Raw genomic sequence first — 18459 nt, 5'->3', positions numbered from 1 at the left:
CGTTCTCTTCAGACCGCGCCTCTACAGGCCGCAGGCCACAGCCCCCAAGGAGTACCCATGAGCAAGGACAGCAACAAAGACACCATTTTGCACCTTCCCGGCGACGCCAAAGAACGCGCCAAGGCCATCGAGAACGCCATGACCCAGATCGAGAAATCGTTCGGCAAGGGCAGCATCATGAAACTGGGCGCAGACTCCAAGCTGGACGTGCAGACCATCAGCACGGGCAGCCTGAGCCTTGATCTGGCCCTTGGGGTGGGCGGCATTCCGCGTGGGCGCGTCACCGAAATCTACGGCCCCGAGTCGGGCGGCAAGACCACGCTGGCCCTCAGCATTCTGGCTCAGGCCCAGAAAGCGGGCGGCACCTGCGCCTTTATCGACGCCGAGCACGCTCTGGACCCCGTGTACGCCCGTGCGCTGGGCGTGAACACCGATGAGCTGCTGGTGTCTCAGCCCGACAACGGCGAGCAGGCGCTGGAAATCATGGAACTGCTGGTCCGCAGCGGCGCAATTGACGTGGTGGTCGTGGATTCCGTGGCCGCCCTGACGCCCCGCGCCGAAATCGAGGGCGACATGGGCGACAGCCTGCCCGGTTTGCAGGCCCGCCTGATGTCTCAGGCCCTGCGCAAACTGACCGCCATCCTCAGCAAGACCGGCACCGCCGCCATCTTCATCAATCAGGTGCGCGAGAAGATCGGCGTGATGTACGGCAACCCCGAAACCACCACCGGGGGCCGCGCCCTGAAGTTCTACTCCTCGGTGCGTCTGGACGTTCGCAAGATCGGGCAGCCGATCAAGGTGGGCAACGACGCCGTTGCCAACACCGTCAAGATCAAGACCGTGAAAAACAAGGTCGCCGCGCCCTTCAAGGAAGTGGAACTGGCGCTCGTGTACGGCAAGGGCTTTGATCAGGTGGCCGATCTGGTGGGCCTCGCCGCCGACATGGACATCATCAAGAAGGCAGGCAGCTTCTATTCCTACGGCGAGGAGCGCATCGGGCAGGGCAAGGAAAAAGCCATCGCCTACATCTCCGAGCGCCCCGAGATGGAAGACGAGATCCGCGCCCGCGTCATGGCGGCCATCAAGAACGGCGGCGTGAGCGTGCCCACCGTTGCTACCGTTCCTGCCGTAGCCGAGTAATCCTCAGCTTCTGGCCTGCGCCTCTGCCCACTTTGGGTAGGGGCGTTTTTTGTGCTGCTCTGCCGTCTCCGCCTTTTGACTGATGCGTGGAGCAGGGGCTGCCGCCTAAGCTGGGTTCACGCTTGCGCTGGGGCACTCCTCAGAACGGAAGGCATCGACAACCCAGCGCAACACAAACACCCCCGCCTCTGAATTGCAGGTGGGGGTGTTTGTGTTGGGAGCTTTCAGATGGAGCTGTGGAGAACCAATATTGACAAGACTCTCTTTCAGACCAGCTCAGGAAGCTTCAAATCTCATGGCCCAGCCGCCTTTAGCCTTTGCGCCCCGCGAAGGCCCAGGCCGCAGGCAGCAGCAGCGCGGCCAGTCCCAGCTTGATGCCGTCTCCGAGCAGGAAGGGCGTCAGGCCGTATTCGACGGCTTTGGAGGCCGAGACATGCAGCACGTTGGCGAGCCACAGCAGGCCCGGAATGTAGATGATGACGTTGCCCACCAGCATCGCCAGTGCCGTGCCCGCAAATTTGCGGTCCAGGGCGTAGCGTTCGGCCAGCCAGCCGACCACGGCAGCGGCCAGAATAAAGCCCAGCAGGTAGCCGCCCGTGGTGCCCATGACTTTTGCCAGCCCCGCGCCGCCGCCGCTCAGCACGGGCAGGCCAGCGGCTCCGGCGGCCATGTAGAGGGCCAGGGCCGCCGCGCCGCGTTTGCTGCCCAGCGCCGCGCCCACCAGCAGCACGGCGAGGGTTTGCAGGGTCAGGGGCACCGGCTGCATCGGAATTTCGATCTGGGCGGCGAGGGCCACCAACGCCGCGCCACCCACAACCAACAACACATTACGAATCAGGCTGTGATGGGGGGCAAGGGTCTGGGCCAGGGTGGGATAGCCGGGTGTAACCTGCGTCATAAGAACTCCTGTGAATCTGAGAGAGGCTGAATTGGGGTGACTGAATTGGGGTGTAGGGGAATCTTAACCGGAGGAGGGGAGAGGCGCGGCCAACTGCCCGACCAGTTGCCCCACCAGTTGCACGTCGCCCGCGCTGATGGTCACGATCTGGCCGCCGGAGGTCTGCACCAACAGGCTGCCCTGCGCGTCGATGTCCAGCGCTATGCCCGCCACCGCGCCGCGTGGGGTCTGTACCTCTACAGGCTGCCCCAGCGTGAGGCTGGCCCGCCGCCAAGCGGCCAGAATCAGCTTGGGCGGTTGCGCCAGCCAGTGCTCCAGCGCGGCCAACAGGTCGGCCAGGAGTTGGGCGCGGGTCAGGTTGGGCTGCCAGGTGGTCAGGAAGGCGGCTCCTTCTGGCGCGGCAGACACGTTGACGCCGATGCCCAGCACGGCCCGCCGCACCTCCTCCCCGCGCAGGTCGGCTTCCAGCAGAATGCCTGCCAGTTTGCGGCCGTCGGGGGACAGCAGGTCGTTGGGCCACTTGAGGCCGCCGATCTGACAGGCGGCCTGTACCGCTACCCCCGCCGCCAGGGGAATCAGCGCCAGTTCGGGAAGGGTCAAGCCTTGCAGCAGCACGCTAAAAACTAGGGTTCCGTGGGTGGTATCCCAGACGCGCCCGCGCCTGCCCCGGCCCGCGCTCTGGCGTTCGGCCACTACCACCGCGCCGTGTGAAGCTGGGTCAAGGGGGTCGTCGGCCCAGGCGCGGGCCACATCCTGCGTGCTGGTCACGGTTCCTGCATACTGCATGGCCTGCCCGAACTGCTGGGTCACCAGCAGCGGGGCCACCAGTGTGGGCGCAGGCGTCCCCGCCGCCAGGGCATACCCCTCCCGAGAAATGACGACTGGCACGCCGTCTTCTTCTAGACGCCGCGCCAGCGTATTGATGGTCACGCGCCCCAGGCCCAGCCGCGCCCCCAACGCTTCCCCTGATTGAGGAAGGTCCGAGAGCAGCGGCAGCAGGCGAGAAGGCACGTTCAGAGTTTTAGACCAAATGCTGAACGAAGGCAATGAACCCGGTTCAGAGCGGATGTGGTAGGGCGCTCACGCGCCGGGGTGTGGGGTGTAGGAAGTAGAGAGTGGGAAGGTCAAAAGATGGGGTGCTTTCTCCACTGATCACTGACTACTCACCACTCACGGTTTTTACCCCCTGACCACTTCCAGAATCTTTTCTCCATACTTGCGGAGCCGCTCCGGCCCCATCCCGCGCACAGCCTTCAGATCGGCAGCGGTGTAGGGCACGCGGCGGGCGATTTCGGCAATGGTGGCGTTGCTGGCGATGATGAAGCGGCTCATGTCCTGCCGTTTGGCCTCGGCGTTGCGCCAGTCGCGTAGGCGGGCATAGATGGCGGCCTGCTCGGGCGTCAGGTCGGCGGTGGGGTCAGGGCGTTCGGCGTCGGTGCCGCTGACCCCAGCGGGCGGCGTGGGCGGCAGGTCGGGCGCGAGGATGATGGGCGCGGCGGCCTGCACCTGCTCAAGCTGGGCCTGCCCCGTCTCGGTCTGCTCGAACTCGGCCAATGCCTCCGCAAAAGAGCTGGAGTCCGTTTCCTCTTCCGGGGATGTGGCAGCTTCCGGCTCAGCCTGCAACGCTTCTGCGTGCTGCTCAGTTTCGCGTTGCTCGTTGGCTTCTTCTTCCGACTGCCTGTGAACGGCCTCGGTCAGGGCGTCCGGGTTGGGCGTATCGCTGAACACGATTTCCGGTTCCCAGACCTCGTCGTGTGCGGGCGAAGGCACCGAGAAGGTGGGTTCCGGGGCGCTGACCGTGGGAGCCACGGCGGGGGCGGCAGCCTGAGCAGGAGCAGACAGAGTGGCAGCGGCCTGAGCAGGTGCGGCCTCTGGCTGGGCAGCATATTCGGTGTCTGGGGCGTCGAAGGTGAAACGTTCGGGCGGCGCGTCCGTGTCGGGGCGGGGCTGATCGGCCCTGTGCTGATCCGCTCTGGGTTGATCTGCACGGGCCTGATCGGGCCGCGCCTGATCCATCCGGGGACGCTCGAATCGTCGCGGCTCGCTGTGGGTGTTGCGGTCGCCGCGCCGTCCATCGTCGCGCCTGCCGTCAGAGCGGTTGCGGCGTTGGCTGTCCCGCTGTCCAAAAGTCCGCTGCTCCGGGTCACGTCTTCCGTCCTCACGTGGGTCAGCCGCCTGCGTGGATGCGTCCAGAGGAGTCGGTTCCTGAGGCTCCGGGTCACGGGCCAGTGGTTCGGCAGCAGGCGCGGGGACGCTTTCCTCTCTGGCCGTCCACTGCTCGCCCTGGCGGGAGGAGGAGTCGCCGGATTGCTCGGCTTCGGAGCGCAGCAGGGCTAGGACCGAATTCATGTCTTGCAGGCCGGGCGTCAGCAGCACTCCGGCGGGCACGCTGCGGGCGGCGGCCATCACGCCACCGGGGGCCGAGAACGTGTCGGCGGCAGCGTCGGGGGCCAGCAGCAGGGCGGTGGGGCCAGCTTCCAGCGCCGTACCTCCCAGCCGTTCAGCCAGTTGCACTGTGGTCCGGGCAGCGCGGGCAAGGCGCAGAGGCAGGGTGGCAACGTCGCGCAGGGCCAGAGCCACCGTGAGGTCGGCAGGGGCGGGGGCGGCGGCGACAGGAGCGCGGCCCATCCCGAACAGGGCCGCCAGCATGCCGTCGGCATGTCCGGTCAGGGTCACGCCGTCGCGGTACACCACCAGATCGGCCCCGCGTGTGGGCCAGCCGCCGCCGGGGGCCAGGGTCGCGTCCACGATCACCCGTACACCGGCCCGCACAGCCCGTTCCAGCGTCCGGGCATCGGGTTCAAGGAGCCACACCGCCCGCGCACCGTTCCAGTCGGCGTCCAGCGAGGCCACGGCCAGTCCTGCTTCGGCCAGGGCGTCACGGTTTACCCTCAGGCGGCTATCGACGCGCAGGGTTCCGCCCCCCAGCATTGCTGCCAGTTGACGGGCCAGCGCCGCGTCGCCGCCCAGCAGCAGGCCCCACTGTGCGCCTTCCAGGTCGGCCAGCGCCCCTGCCAGCCGCGTATGCGGGTCGCCGCGAACGGTGTGCAGCGACACCAGTTGCAGATCGGGCCGATGATCCGGGCGGGGAGTGGAGGCAACAGAGCGCGAGTCGGTCATGCTGCCTATTGTGCCGCACTCCGGGGCCAGTTGGCTGATACGTCGCCCTCAATCAGGGAGATTGGTGCGCCGGGCAGGTCTGTTAAGGAAGCCTGAGCCTGTGCCACGTGCCCCATGCTGAACAGTGTTGCAGTCCGTCTGCAACGGCGTAAACAGGCCTGCGCTCCCAGAGACCGAATTGACGGCAGCGGGGTAGGGCGTCACTTCGGGGGTAGACTGATATTGATGAGCGACACCGGACCCCTTTCACGCCTGCACCGCGTTCAGCATCTTGATCTGGACCTTGACCGCCTGCGTGCCGAGGAAGGCAACATTCCCGACGCCCTCCGGAATGCACGGGCCGAGCAAGAACGCCTGAACAACCTCCTTGAAGACACCGAAATCACGCTGGAGGCCACCGACAAAAAGGTGCGCCAGCAGGAGCTAGACCTTGCCGGCACCCGCGAGCAGATTGCCCGTGCCCAGGATGAGCAGGAAAAGAACGCCTTCGATGCCCGTGCCCAATCTCAGTACGGCAGCCGAATTCAGATGTTGGGCGAGCGGGCCGAGGAGATGGAAGAAGACCTGTTGCCCCTGCGTGAGCAGCAGCGCGAGTTGGGTGAAAAGGCCGCTGCACTGCGGGCTGAACACCGTGCCCTGCGCCCCAGCCTCAGCGCCCTGGAAACAGAGGACGAGGCGCGGGTCCAGACCCTGCGCGATCAGGGCGAGGGCGCACGTAAGGAACGCGCCGAACTGGTCGCCAACCTTGATGCCCGCACCGTGAAGGAATACGACATGATCCGCAAGGCCAAAAAGGGCCTGGGCGTCGTGGAGATCAAGAACGGAAGTTGCAGCGGTTGCAATGTAAATCTTCCCGTCAACGTGCAGCAAAAAGCGGCTCTGGGCAAGTTGCCTCCAGTGAAGTGCCCATCTTGTGGCCGCTTCCTGATCCGTCTGGATGTCTGAGCTACCTCTCTATTTAATCTTTTAACACTGTCCCAGATTCGCCCCTTGGGGCGTCGTCGGCTCCCGTCCTCTCCAGAGGATTGGGGCCGCATCTTGTATCTAAAGGGTCAGCACCTCACAACCTGTTGTACCTGATTTGGTTATAGGCGTACAATTGGGCAACAATTTTTAGTTTTGGGAAGGCCAGAAATGAAGACTCGGACTGCTGCTTGGGTGCGTGAGTTTCTGTTTGCTGTGTCCTGTCATCTGCCGCAGGACTTTCCCCGTCTTTGAGAGCAGTTGTTCGAATGGGGCAGCGCCAGAGAAAAGACCTCTAAGGCTTTCATCAACACTGACAGCGTCCCCAAGACTTCCGCCGCTCTCTCCCTCCGTTCGGTCAAAAGCAAACGACACTGTTTGCTCTAAGGAGTTTCCACCATGACCAGTCTTCCCGTGCCGGCCTCTACTTCCTTTGATGACAACGCCCAGCACATTGCCAAGCGCCAGTATCTCCAACCCGGCGACGGCGATATCGCGGGCATGTTTCGGAGAATTGCCAACTGGGTGGCGGGGGCCGAAGCGCCGGGGGCGCGGCAGGACTGGGCACAGAAATACTTCGATCTGATGCAGGAGAAGAAGTTTTGCCCCGGTGGGCGCGTGTTGGCCGGCGCCGGAACCCAGCACGGCAACGTTCTGAACTGCTTTGTGCAGGGCAGTACCGCCCACGACCCCGCCAGTTTTGAAGGCGTGATGGAAGTCGCCAAAAAACTGGCCCTCGTGACCAAGGTAGGCGGCGGCAACGGCGTGAATCTGGACGTGTATCTGCCCCGCGCCGAGGGTAGCCGTAGTGACGCGGGGGTGCGCGGCTGGGCCTATATGAGCGCTGCGCACGCCGACGTGACCGACTTTATTCAGGGCCTGATGCGCCCGCCCACGCAGCCCGACGGCGACAAGCAACCAGTGGCCCTTCGCAACTGGACGCGGGTGATTTACGGACAGGCCATCTCGCCCGAACTGGTGGCGCAGGCCCGCCAACATGGGGTGCAGATCGTGCGGGCGCTCCCCGAAGGCGTGCAGACTGTGCCCGACGATATGGGCGGAATCACCGACGCTGCAGCGAAAGTGGCCGAAGACGCCAAGCTGGGGCTGGAGCCACGCATAGACCTCTCGGAGATGCGGGCCGAGGGCGCACCCATCAAGGGATCGGGCGGCACCAGCAGCGGCCCGGTCAGCTTTCTGATAGAAATCTTCGACAACTTTCTGGAGTGGGCCAACCGGGGAGCCGAGCGCAGTGGCCCCGTGAATACGCTGCGCTTCGTGTACTCGCCCGTGTTGCGGGTGGTGAGGCAGGGCGGCTGCCTGCATCCCGATACTCTCGTCCATACCAGCAGCGGCACCCTGCGCCTGCGCGAACTGGTGGACGCCCACAGTTTCGGGCATCAGCTCCATGCGCTAGAAGTTGCCACCGACGCAGGCTGGAAGCATAGCCCCGAGGGATTCAACAACGGGCTGGCCGACACCCTGCGCGTGCAACTGCAAAACGGCCTGACAGTGCAGGGCACGCCCAACCACAAGTTGAAGGTGCTCCGCGAGAGCGGCGAGCGCGAGTGGGTGCGGCTGGACCAGGTGCAGGCGGGCGACTGGGCCATTCAGGTCCTCGATCAGCACACCGGAGCGCCCGTGCTGCTGGAACCGGTGGGCACGCTGCACCCCAACGCCAAACCCCTGCGAACCCCCGACACCCTCACCGAAGAATTGGCCTTCTGGCTGGGCTACCTGTGGGGCGACGGCTTTGTCAGCGGCCAGCGTATCGGCTTTTGCGTGGCGCATGGCTCAGTCATGATGCAGGAAACGCCGCGCCTGTTCCGCGACCTGTTTGGGCTGGAGCTTCGGCAAGAGCAAAAAGACCACGATAAAAGCGTGATTTTTGTGACCCGCTCGGCAGGGCTGGTGGGTTGGCTGACCCGCAACGGACTCCTGAAGGACAAAACGCTGGGTCTGCAAGTGCCGCGAGCAGTGCGCCAAGCCCCGCGCCCAGTGGTCGGCGCTTTTCTGCGCGGCCTGTTCGAGGCCGATGGCACGCTGCTGCACGGCTATCCGCAGTTGTCCTGCGCCTCGGCAGACTTTGCCCAAGACGTGTTGGTGATGCTGGGGGGTTTGGGAATTCCGGCTCAAATCGTGCGCTATGAGGCCCGTGCAGACCGGTATTCGGGGCGCGAACATTACCGCCTGAACGTGGTCAGTGGCGTGGGGCTGGAACGCTACCGCGAACGCGTAGGCTGGCTGGCTGACTCCCGTTTGGGAGCGATGCGAGACTTCCGACCAGACCCGGCGCGGGAATCGGCTTGGCCGCTGCCCCACGCAGCGGGTCTGCTGGGGGCTGTGCATGCTGGATTACCTGCGGGCCGCAAAGGTGCGCCCTCAGCCTTTACCCAGACACGCAAAACCTTGTCGCGTTACCTTCGGGGCGAGCGGGGACTCACCGGCACAGGCTACCGCGCCCTCAGCCAGAATCTGCAGATCGCGGCGACCTTGCCTGCCTTTGATGAAACCGAATATTACGTGCAGGTGCGGGATGTGACTCCTGGTGGCCGAATTCTGACGCTGGATCTCTCGGTGGACGAAACCCATACCTATCTTGCAGGCGGCCTTGTAACGCACAACACCCGGCGCGGCGCGGGCATGGCGACTATTTCCATCGACCACCCCGACGTACTCGATTTCCTGACCGCCAAAGATCTGGACCGCGAGGCTGCCGAGGGCGATATTTCCACCTTCAATATTTCCATTCTGGTGGGCGAGAAGTTCTGGGATGCGTTGCAGGCCGATGCAGTGTGGCCGATTGCCGCGCAGGACGTTCCCGGCAAATACGCGCTGATGCCCCAGGCCGGAGCCTACGCGGGCACGCTGCCCACCCTGTCTGACCGTGCAGACGACGGTGCACGCGGCGTTCCCGTGTACCAGACCGCCGACTCTGGCCCCGGCATTCCGGCCCGCTGGCTGTGGGATCAGATTGCTCAGCATGCGTGGAGTACGGGCGAACCCGGCCTGATTTTTGCCGACCGCGTGAACGAATACAGCGCCCTGAAGGATCTGGGCGAGCGCTACCAGATTCGGAGTACGAATCCGTGTGTAACAGGAGAGACGTTGGTGGCCGTGGCGGATGGACGCGGCGCAGTATCGTTTAGGCAACTGGCAGACGAAGGCAAAGACGTTCCTGTGTATGCCCGCGATGATCGGGGTCGGGCCGCTGTTCGTTGGATGCGAAACCCCCGGCTGACTGGGGTGGCCCTGCCCGTATACGAGGTTACTTTTGACGATGGCCTCAAGGTCAAAGTCACTGGGAATCACAAATTCAACCTGACAGATGGGACACGCCGGGAAGCATTGGCGTTGCAGCCGGGAGACTCGGTGGCGGCCTTGACGCGCTTTCATGGAAATTTTGATGATGCCTTGGGGTGGTCAGGCAAGCGGAGTCAGGAGTATGTGTGGCTCACGAGTGGCAAAGGGCAGCCAGTAGGGGAACACCGCCTGATTGCCACTTTCTTTGCGGAGCGCTCCTTGCAGCCGGGTGAAGTGGTGCATCACCGCGACTATAAGGGACTCAATAACGCGCCCGCCAATCTGGAAATCATGACCCGTGACGAGCATGAAGCCTTGCACCGTGCCGACATGTTGGGTGACAACAATCCCATGCGTGAGCGTTGGTGGGGCCAGCTCAGCGAGGCGGCTCAAAACGCATACAGACAGCGGATGAGCGCCTTGACTTCTGGTGAACGCAATGGGCGGCATTCTGGCATGACCCATACTGAACTGGAGGGGGCAGCGCGTGAATTGGCTGACTCTTTGGGCCGGGGCTTTACCAACAGGGAATGGCAGGACCATGCCAAAGAGCGGGGCTTGCCCCAAAGCTTCGCAGAGCATAGGGAAAGCGAGTTGGGCAGCATCAACGCGCTTTCTGAACGCATGGCCGCGGAACTCGGTTTGCCAGCGCTGCCGCGTGGCGTAGGTCAGTCCCGCCAAACTGTCCACAATTTTGATCTGTACCAGTTGGCCCTCGATTCAGGCTACGTGTCTGTGAGGCATGTGGGCAATTTTTACCCGATCGTGACCCGTGCCTGCGAGGACTGCGGCGCCCACTACGAGCAGCCGTGGAGCCGCCGCGAAATCAGCTATTGCCACCCGTGCGGCCTGAAACGTGCCTCGGCTTTGGGGCGCGCCTCCGCAAAGGCCGCCATGCAGCGCACCAGTGAAAGCACGTCAGAGCGGCAAGTCCGGGCCTTCAACGACCTGAAATTCCGTTTGGGCCGCCGCCCACTGAAAAAGGAATGGGAAATGCACTGCCGGAGTGTGGGCGTGCCCGTGCGCCTTCATCCGGGGGGGCTGTCCACCTACGCCGCGCTGAATGACCGAGCAACAGTCGCCAACCACCGCGTCGTTTTTGTGATTCAGGTGGGCCGGGAAGATGTTTATAACGGCACGGTTGACGAATTCCACAACTACTACATTGGACATCACAAAACTTCTGCTTTTGGACAAAAGGAATGTTTTAGTTATGTAAATACAGTAAATTGCGGCGAGATTCCGCTCACCGTTGGAGAACCCTGTGATCTGGGCGCCATCAATCTGGCGGCCTACGTGCAGGGCAGTACCTTCGATTTTGCCAGCTTCCGCGCCGATGTCCGTACCTGCGTCCGGTTCCTGGATGACGTGCTGGACGTGAACGTGTTTGCGCTGGAAGACAACCGCACCGCCTCGCAAGACCTGCGGCGCCTCGGGCTGGGCGTGATGGGACTGGCCGACGCCCTGATCAAACTGGGCCTGCGCTACGACAGCGACGCCGGACGGCAGGCCATTGCCGAAATCATGGGAACGCTCCGGCAAGAAGCCATTGCTGAAAGCGAACGCCTTGGCGCAGAGCGTGGCGTGTACCCGGTCTATACCCGAAATGCGGAGAAGATGCCGCACGCCCCCCGGCGCAACGTGGCGGTGCTGACTGTTGCCCCAACAGGGACGACAAGTATGCTGATGGGGGTGTCCAGCGGCATCGAACCCGTGTTCAGCCCCTTTATCTGGCGCAAGATCGGCAGCGAATACCGGGCACTGTTGGCCCCGCTGTTTGTAGAACTGCTCTCGTCCTACCCGCCTGCCGCCAACATGGAGGACGGTCAGGGCGGCTGGAACTGGGACAAAGTAACGGAAGCCGTGTCTGAGAATCACGGCAGCGTGGTGGGCCTGGCCTTTATTCCCGACGCTCTCCAGCAGGTGTTCGTGTGCGCCCACGACATCGCGCCCGCCGATCATGTGCGGATGCAGGGCACGGTGCAGGTGGCCTTCGATGCCGAGGGGTACGCAGGCAACAGCCTCAGCAAAACCATCAATCTGCCCAACAGCGCCACCGTGCAGGACGTGCAGGATGCCTACAGCGAGGCTTACCGCACCGGCTGCAAGGGCATCACCGTATACCGCGACGGCTCGCGCCAGTTTCAGGTGCTGAGTACCAGCAAGACCAAGGAGAAGAAGGCGGAAGACGTCGAGGCTCCGGCCCAGCCAGTCCCCACCGCACAGGTCGCTGCTGGCATGGCCGAGAGTGTGATGGGGGAGAGCCTGAAGGCCGAACCCGTCAGCGTGCCTGCTCCTGCTCCTGCACCGCAACCTGCCGCCCGCGCCGCCACTTCCACCGCCCCCATCTACGAGCGCCCCGCCCGCTTGCAGGGCATCACCGATATGGTCAAGCTGACCGACCCGACCAGCGGCCACCGCCGAAGCTTTCTGGTCACGGTCAACCATCTGGGCGGCAAACCTGTAGAAGTGATGGTCATCAGTGGGCGGGCAGGCGATGAGGCCAACGCCGATAGCGAGGCGCTGGGCCGGGTGGTCAGTATTGCCCTCCAGCACGGCGTGCCCGCACAGGCCATCATCAAAACCCTGCGCGGCCTGAACGGGGGGCTGTACGGCAGCTACAACGGGCGCTTGGTGGGCAGCAAGGCCGACCTGATCGCGGTGGCGCTGGAGACCTTCCAGAAAGACATGGACGCCGGAGTTCTGCCGATGCTGGCGGGTGGCAGCACTGACGCGCCGCCCATATCTCCGGTGGGGGTCAGTGTGGAGGGCATGGACAGCATGAGCCGCGAACGCTGCCCCGTGTGCGAGGAAAAGGCTGTGATCCGCGAGGAAGGCTGCCTGAAGTGCCAGGCGTGTGGGTATAGCAAGTGCGGGTAGGTGTGTTCTAAACGGCAAAACTGGCCCCGCGCTTCTACAGGCGGGGCCAGTTTTGGTTCAGGTTTACCGCCCCAGTTTCAAGACCCGTCCGCTTCCGTATTCCGCCACATACAGTTCACCCTGTTCGTCTTCGCCAAAGGTGGCCGGGTTGCTGACCTTACCGATCTGCGCCTTTTTCCAGCTGGAGCCGCTGGCAGGCGCGGCCCACAGGTTCCCGGTGGCAAAGTCGGCAAACACGTACTGGCCCTTCAGTGCGGGAATGGCGCTGCCCCGGTACACATAGCCGCCCGTGATGCTCTGGCCCTCGGTGCGGCCATAGACCAGCACCGGCGCTTGGAGTGCCGCGCCCCCGTTGCCGGTGCTGGGGCAATTGCTGGACGGGTCGTAGCAGCGCTGGCCCTCGCGGATGCGCCAGCCGTAATTCTCGCCGCCCTTGCTGGCGCGGGGCTGGCGGTCTACTTCTTCCTGTTCGTTCTGGCCCACGTCGGCAATGATCAGGTCGCCCGAAGTGCGGTCGAAGCTGAAGCGCCAGGGATTTCGCAGGCCATACGCCCAGATATACGGATTGGCTCCCTTCCGGCTGGCAAAGGGATTGCCGGGCGCAGGCTTGGGCGTGTCGGCCCGGACATCGAACCGCAGGATTTTGCCCAGCGGCGAGGCCAGATTTTGCCCGTTGTTCTGCGGGTCGCCGCCGCTGCCCCCATCGCCCAGACCCAGATAGAGGAACCCGTCGGGGCCAAAGGCCAACTGCCCGCCGTTGTGGTTGGCATACGGCTGCTTGGCTGTAAACAGCGTGCGGGCGCTGGCCGGGTCAGCCCGCGAAAAGTCGGCGGTGGCGCTGTAGCGGGCCAGGACCGTATCGCCGTTCAGGTCGGTGTAATGCACGTACACGCGGCGGTTGGTTTTATAGGCCGGGTCGAAGGCCAGACCCAGCAGCCCGCGTTCTCCACCTGCCGCCGTGCGTTTTCGCAGATCCAGAAACAGGTTCGGCTGGACTTTTCCGCCCGCGATCAGCCGGATGCGTCCGTCCTGCTGCGCGGCGTAAAGGCGGTTCGTGCCGTCGCCCGCGTGGGTCAGGGCCGTCACCTGTTCCAGTCCACTGACAAACGGAGTCAGCTTGACGGCAGGCGCGGCCTGAGCCAGAGCAGTGTGGGCGGAGGTCGGCACAGTCAGGAGCGCCAAAGCAAGCCAGCGGGCAGGCAACATACCCCAGTGTGGCGGGCAGAAGTGGGGGAGAGGTGTGGGTTGCCTCAGTGCGGGTTAGGACGGGGGTGTACGCTCAGCCATGACCCTGACCGATTCCGTGAGTGCCGCCGCCGAGAAGTACCGTGCCCCCGGCCCAGAGCGCCTGAAACTGTACGGCAGCCTGTTTGCCCTGCTGGTCTTGACTGCCGTGTTGGGCCGCAAACGCGGCGGCGACCTCGGCACACGCGGCACCCTACGGCAGAGTTCCTTTGCCCGGATCATGTTCATGGATATTGGCGCGGTCAGTACGCTGGGGGCGCTGTATCTCGTGCTGAACGGCAAAACCCCTGTGCGCGTGCCTGCCGCCCTCGCAACACTGTTCGTGGGCAGCTTTGCGCTGCTGCCTGCGCTGGCCTACGAAGATTGGGTGGCGATGCAGGGCGAGCAGCACGGGGACTGACTCGTGCCCGTCTTCATCGTTACGGGAGTGCCTGGAACCGGAAAAACCAGCTTGAGCCGGGCGCTGATGAGGCAATTTCCGTTTGGCCTGCATCTGCCCGTAGACGATCTGCGGGAATGGGTCGTGTCTGGAATCGCTCACCCGGTGCCCGCATTCACGCCGGAAACGCAGCGGCAATTCGATCTGGCACGGCAAAGCGCAGGTCGGACGGCTGAGATTTATCGTCGGGCAGGATTCGCGGTTGCCCTGGACGATGTCTTAGGGCCAGCCGACGCCTCAGCCTTCGATTTATCGGAGCCGGGAACAAAAATCCTGCTGTGGGCCAAATTGGACGCCGTGCTGGAGCGCAACCGCCTGCGCCAGAACAAACACTTTGATCCACTGACGCTGGAACCCGTGATTCGGGCCTTGCACGCCAGCCAAGATGTAAAGGAGTTTCGGCGGCAGGGCTGGCACATCATCAATACCACCCACCTCACGCTGGAGCAGGTGGTGGAGGCGGTGTTGCAGACAACAAAAAACGTGAGCTGAGATTTCTCCCACGCCCACGGTTCCTATTTCGCAGTTCCTACAATCTACAACCCACGTCCCACAACCTATTCGTCGTTGTTCGCGCCTTTCTCCCGCTTGTACGGCCCCTTTTCCTTCCACTTCAGGCGCACCGGAATACCCGCCAGATCAAGGTCTTCGCGGATGCGGTTTTGCAGGAAGCCTTCGTAAGAGCGCGTCACGAAATCGGCGCGGTTACAGAAGATGGCAAAGGTGGGCGGCGAGGTTTCCACCTGCGTCATGAAGTACATCTTCAGCTTCTTGCCGTGGAAGTTGGGCACGCTCTGGCGCATCTGCCAGACTTCCAGCCAGCGGTTGAGTTCGCTGGTCGGAATGCGCGACTGCCACTTGGCATGCAGTTTCATGGCCTCGGCCAGCATCTCGTGAATGCCGTATTCGTTGATGGCGCTGGTGTACACACGCGGCGCGTAGCTGATGTGGTGCAGCTTCTGCGCGAGGTCTTTTTCGGTGAATTTCAGGTCTTCATCGGGAATGAGGTCCCACTTGTTCACCACCACGATCACGGGTTTGCCGCTTTCGTAGGCCAGATTTGCCAGCTTCAGCTCGTGGTCGCCAAGGTCGCCTGCGTTGACCACCAGCCAGATCAGATCGCTGCGGGCAATGGCCGCCTGAGACCGCTGAATCGCGTAATCCTCGATGGCCGTGTCGGGCTTTTTACGAATCCCGGCGGTGTCCACCAGCACAAAGCGTTGGCCGCCGTAATCCCACTCCACGTCCAGACTGTCGCGGGTGGTGCCGGGTTGGTCGGCCACAATCGCCCGCTCGGTCTGGGTCATGGCATTCAGCAGGCTGGACTTGCCCACGTTAGGCCGTCCAATCAGGCTGATGCGGATGGGCGCGATTTCCGACACGTCCTCGTCGTCTTCGGGCAGGTGGGTCATCACGCGGTCCATCAGGTCATCCAGACCGCGTGCGTGTTCGGCACTCACGGCAATGGGTTCGCCGAAGCCCAGCGCCCACAGTTCGGCAAGGTAAACCTCGTGTTTGGGGCTGTCGATCTTGTTCGCCATCGCAATGACGGGCTTGCCCAGTTTCCGCAGCCAGTCGGCCACTTCATAATCGGCGGCGCTGAGGCCCTCGCGGGGATCGAGCACAAAAATCACGGCCTGAGCGCCTTCCATCGCCCATTCCGCCTTCTCGCGGATGGCGGCTTCCCACTCGTCACCGCTCCACAGACCGCCCGTGTCGATCAAGGTAATGCGGTGGTTCTGGTACAACATCAGCCCTTCTTTGGCGTCCCGAGTCACTCCGGGAAAATCGGCCACCACCGCTTCACGCCGCCCGATCAGGCGATTAAACAGACTGGACTTGCCCACATTGGGCCTTCCTACGACAGCTACTTTATGCATTGTGGACGCTCCTTCTCGGTGTCGAACTCCGCCCGCGTCAGGGGAAGATTCGCCGTTGCCCGCCGTCACGCTGAACGTTTCGGGCCATAGACTGCCAAGCCTAGCGTAGGTTGGACGGGACAAATGTGGGCCAGCAGGAATGAATAGCTATCTCGCTTTCGGCTGATTCTGGAAGCCTCGGACAGCGTGTCAGACGGACTTTTTCAGACCCAGCTGCATGATTTGACAAGCCCTGTATACCGCGCTATATTTACCTTATCACCGTCCGAGAAGGGCGGGTTTTTTGTTTTGGGTGATCCTGACTGGCACGCCCGACAACTGAGCAGGCAACCTGACTAGGAAAAGATGGTGGCTGGGCAAGCCCGGTGCATAACCTCAGAAATTCATTTTCTTAGATAACATTAGAAATGCCGTCCAGCAAGCATTTTTCAGACCCAGCTGCATGATTTGACAGGCCCTGCATACTGCGCTATATTTTCCTTATCACCGTCCGAGAAGGGCGGGTTTTTTGTTTTGGGTCATTCACATTGGGTCATCCACACAGAGAAACCGCCGCCTCAGCATTCAGGCAGCGGTTTGAATCTGGGCCGATCAGTTCAGCGTTTTGATGTACGCCTGCAAATCTGCAATCTGCTCGTCCGTCAGTTGGGTTTCGCTGAAACGGGGCATGGTGCTGTTCAGTTCGCGCTCGGGCGTTTTGCCCTGGCGCAGAGCCAGCGTGAATTCGGCCAGAGTCCAGTTCTTGGGGCCGTCGGCGGTGGTTAGGGCGGGGCCGATATTGCCCTCTGCATTCTGGCCGTGGCAGCCCGCGCAGTTGGAGGCAAACACGGCGCGGCCATTGCTGGGGTCGCCCGCCGGGTCGGTGTTGCTGGCCGCGGCTTCGTCGGGGTCGGTGCCCTGCGTGGTTCCAGCATTCGTGCCGGTCTGGTCGTCGGGATTCTGGGTGTTGCTGGTGTCTTCGGCGGTGGCGGCGCGTTGCTGCTCGGCAGTCTGTGCGCCGTTGTCATTGGCGTCGGTTGCGCCCGTTGCGGTGTCGCCTGTACCTGAGTCGTCTGTGCCTGCCGTACTGTCTTCGGTACCTGCTGCTGGCTGCTCTGCCGTGCCGTTAGAGTCGCTGGCAGCAGTGTCGCCGCCGCTCATGCCTGCTTGCGGCGTGGTCTGAATATCGCTGTCGCGGGTGCCGCCTGTAGGAGCCACCTCGCCCTGTGCAGATTCGTTGGCGGTGTTGGAGTCGTTGCCCATTGCGGCGTTGGCGGCGGCGCTCTGGGTTCCGTTGCCTCCCTGCGGCGTTTCGGCGGGTGCGGTGATGGTGCCCTCGGTGCTGGGGGCCGCTGCGCCGCCGGGTTTGGGCACTGTGCGCGGCAGTACGAGCAACAACACGATGCCCAGCACCACACCCAGGGTCACGCCCAATGCCCAGGACAGCACGTCGCCTGCAATCCACCTCGTTCTGTTGTTCCTTCTGCGTTTCAGGCTGCTCATGGTTTCAGCATACGGCGGGTTTTGCGCCCTTTCTGTCACTTCAACAGAGCATTCCCTTCATGCCTTGCAGGGGGTTTGAACAGAGCTTTGGCCCGGCGTTGTCTCTGGTCCGGCGCACGCTCAGAACAGGCTTTCAGGCGGCGCGTCTTTCTGCTCTTCGGGCCACCACTGCACTTTGCTGAGGTCGCAGCGCCCAGAGGCGTCCAGCACCACGCCTTCGGCCACCAGCAGGCGTTCCTGCATATCACCAAAACCGACTTTGTGCGTGCTGACACGGCCCTGCGCATTGATGACCCGCTGCCACGGCAACTCCGAGCCGCCCACCAAGGAATTCAGCACGAACCCCGCCTGACGCGCCGCCCCCGGATTTCCGGCCAACAGCGCCAGTTGTCCGTAGGTCATCACGCGGCCTTCGGGGATGCGGGCCACCAGCGCCAGCACACGGTTTCTGAAGTTTATTTCAAGGGTGACTGCTTCCTGCTCGGCGGTCATACGCTGCCCCGCATAGGCCCCCACATCCGGCCTTCATCGGGCAGAGGAAAGCCGCTCACCTTCAGCGCCAGCGCAATCTGGCCCCGGTGGTAGGAGGTATGCCCCAGCATATGCAGCACAAACTGCGCGGGCGAGGGGTGCGGCAGGTCGCCGGGTGCAGTGGCCGCCGTGGCCGTGTTCAGCGCCGCCGTCCAGACTTCGCGCAGCACGGCAGCGGCACGCAGGGGGTCATCCTGAGCAATAAAAGCGTCGGTCTGGGTTTCGTCGTACAGCACAGGCAGGGAAAGGGCCGTGCCTTCATCGAGTTGCGACAACCAGAACCGGGTCGATTCGGCCATATGCGCCAGATGTTGCGCCACAGTCATGCCACCGCCCGGTGTTTGCGCTTCCATCATTTCCGTGGTCAGGTGATCGCACAACACGTCATTCACGCGATTTTCGGCGCTCACGGCTGCGGCCAGCACGCCTGCCAGCTCGGCCCCCATCGGGCCGGGAGTGGAAAATTGAGTCATGGGTTTAGGGTACAGGGAACCGAGGTGGATCGTGGATCGTGGATCGTGGATCGTGGATCGTGGATCGTGGATCGTGGATCGTGGATCGTGGATCGTGGATCGTGG

The 18459-nt window shown here is 63.2% G+C and carries 13 protein-coding genes; 5 read left to right on the top strand and 8 right to left on the bottom strand.

Annotated features, from left to right (window positions below):
• The first annotated feature begins 57 nt into the window (after positions 1-57).
• Positions 58-1140 carry a recombinase RecA gene (gene recA / locus F561_RS0120165; protein ID WP_019011781.1) on the top strand — a complete coding sequence of 361 codons (1083 nt, stop codon included), beginning with the start codon at positions 58-60 and terminating at the stop codon, positions 1138-1140.
• A 310-nt stretch (positions 1141-1450) separates the two neighbouring features.
• Here recA and F561_RS0120160 read toward each other — a convergent pair whose 3' ends face one another.
• From F561_RS0120160 to F561_RS0120150, 3 genes are all read right to left on the bottom strand, one after another.
• Entirely contained in the window at positions 1451-2038 is a 588-nt protein-coding gene (locus F561_RS0120160) for a biotin transporter BioY (protein ID WP_019011780.1), read from the bottom strand.
• 63 nt (positions 2039-2101) lie between these two features.
• A complete protein-coding gene (locus F561_RS0120155; protein WP_040381408.1) occupies positions 2102-3049 on the bottom strand; it encodes a biotin--[acetyl-CoA-carboxylase] ligase in 948 nt (315 codons plus the stop codon).
• 168 nt (positions 3050-3217) lie between these two features.
• Positions 3218-5158 (bottom strand): HRDC domain-containing protein, encoded by a 1941-nt coding sequence (locus F561_RS0120150; RefSeq protein WP_020621308.1) that lies wholly within the window; start codon positions 5156-5158, stop codon positions 3218-3220.
• Between the two features lie 225 nt (positions 5159-5383).
• On the opposite strand from F561_RS0120150, the gene F561_RS0120145 reads away from it, so the two are divergent.
• Together F561_RS0120145 and F561_RS30130 are read left to right on the top strand one after the other, a co-directional pair.
• Positions 5384-6103 (top strand): zinc ribbon domain-containing protein, encoded by a 720-nt coding sequence (locus F561_RS0120145; RefSeq protein WP_019011778.1) that lies wholly within the window; start codon positions 5384-5386, stop codon positions 6101-6103.
• A gap of 417 nt (positions 6104-6520) precedes the next feature.
• A complete protein-coding gene (locus tag F561_RS30130) occupies positions 6521-12304 on the top strand; it encodes a TSCPD domain-containing protein (protein WP_019011777.1) in 5784 nt (1927 codons plus the stop codon).
• 63 nt (positions 12305-12367) lie between these two features.
• Here F561_RS30130 and F561_RS0120135 read toward each other — a convergent pair whose 3' ends face one another.
• A complete protein-coding gene (locus F561_RS0120135) occupies positions 12368-13510 on the bottom strand; it encodes a PQQ-dependent sugar dehydrogenase (protein WP_019011776.1) in 1143 nt (380 codons plus the stop codon).
• 79 nt (positions 13511-13589) lie between these two features.
• On the opposite strand from F561_RS0120135, the gene F561_RS0120130 reads away from it, so the two are divergent.
• Together F561_RS0120130 and F561_RS0120125 are read left to right on the top strand one after the other, a co-directional pair.
• Entirely contained in the window at positions 13590-13949 is a 360-nt protein-coding gene (locus F561_RS0120130; protein WP_019011775.1) for a hypothetical protein, read from the top strand.
• Between the two features lie 3 nt (positions 13950-13952).
• A complete protein-coding gene (locus F561_RS0120125) occupies positions 13953-14480 on the top strand; it encodes an AAA family ATPase (protein WP_019011774.1) in 528 nt (175 codons plus the stop codon).
• Between the two features lie 65 nt (positions 14481-14545).
• Here F561_RS0120125 and der read toward each other — a convergent pair whose 3' ends face one another.
• The 4 genes from der to F561_RS0120105 all read right to left on the bottom strand — a co-directional run bounded on the left by der (position 14546) and on the right by F561_RS0120105 (position 18354).
• The gene (gene der / locus F561_RS0120120) at positions 14546-15868 is read right to left on the bottom strand and encodes a ribosome biogenesis GTPase Der (protein WP_026299101.1); all 1323 of its coding nucleotides are present in this window, start codon (positions 15866-15868) and stop codon (positions 14546-14548) included.
• A gap of 591 nt (positions 15869-16459) precedes the next feature.
• Positions 16460-17350 carry a c-type cytochrome gene (locus F561_RS27450; protein WP_019011772.1) on the bottom strand — a complete coding sequence of 297 codons (891 nt, stop codon included), beginning with the start codon at positions 17348-17350 and terminating at the stop codon, positions 16460-16462.
• A 120-nt stretch (positions 17351-17470) separates the two neighbouring features.
• Positions 17471-17842 carry an MGMT family protein gene (locus tag F561_RS0120110; protein WP_019011771.1) on the bottom strand — a complete coding sequence of 124 codons (372 nt, stop codon included), beginning with the start codon at positions 17840-17842 and terminating at the stop codon, positions 17471-17473.
• Complete coding sequence (locus F561_RS0120105; protein WP_245556594.1) at positions 17839-18354, bottom strand: DinB family protein; 516 nt, start codon at positions 18352-18354, stop codon at positions 17839-17841. The genes F561_RS0120110 and F561_RS0120105 overlap by 4 nt, the downstream gene beginning before the upstream one ends.
• Positions 18355-18459: the final 105 nt, after the last annotated feature.

Source organism: Deinococcus aquatilis DSM 23025, from assembly GCF_000378445.1.
Taxonomy (GTDB): Bacteria; Deinococcota; Deinococci; order Deinococcales; family Deinococcaceae; genus Deinococcus; species Deinococcus aquatilis.
This window is presented reverse-complemented; position numbering and strand designations above follow the sequence as displayed.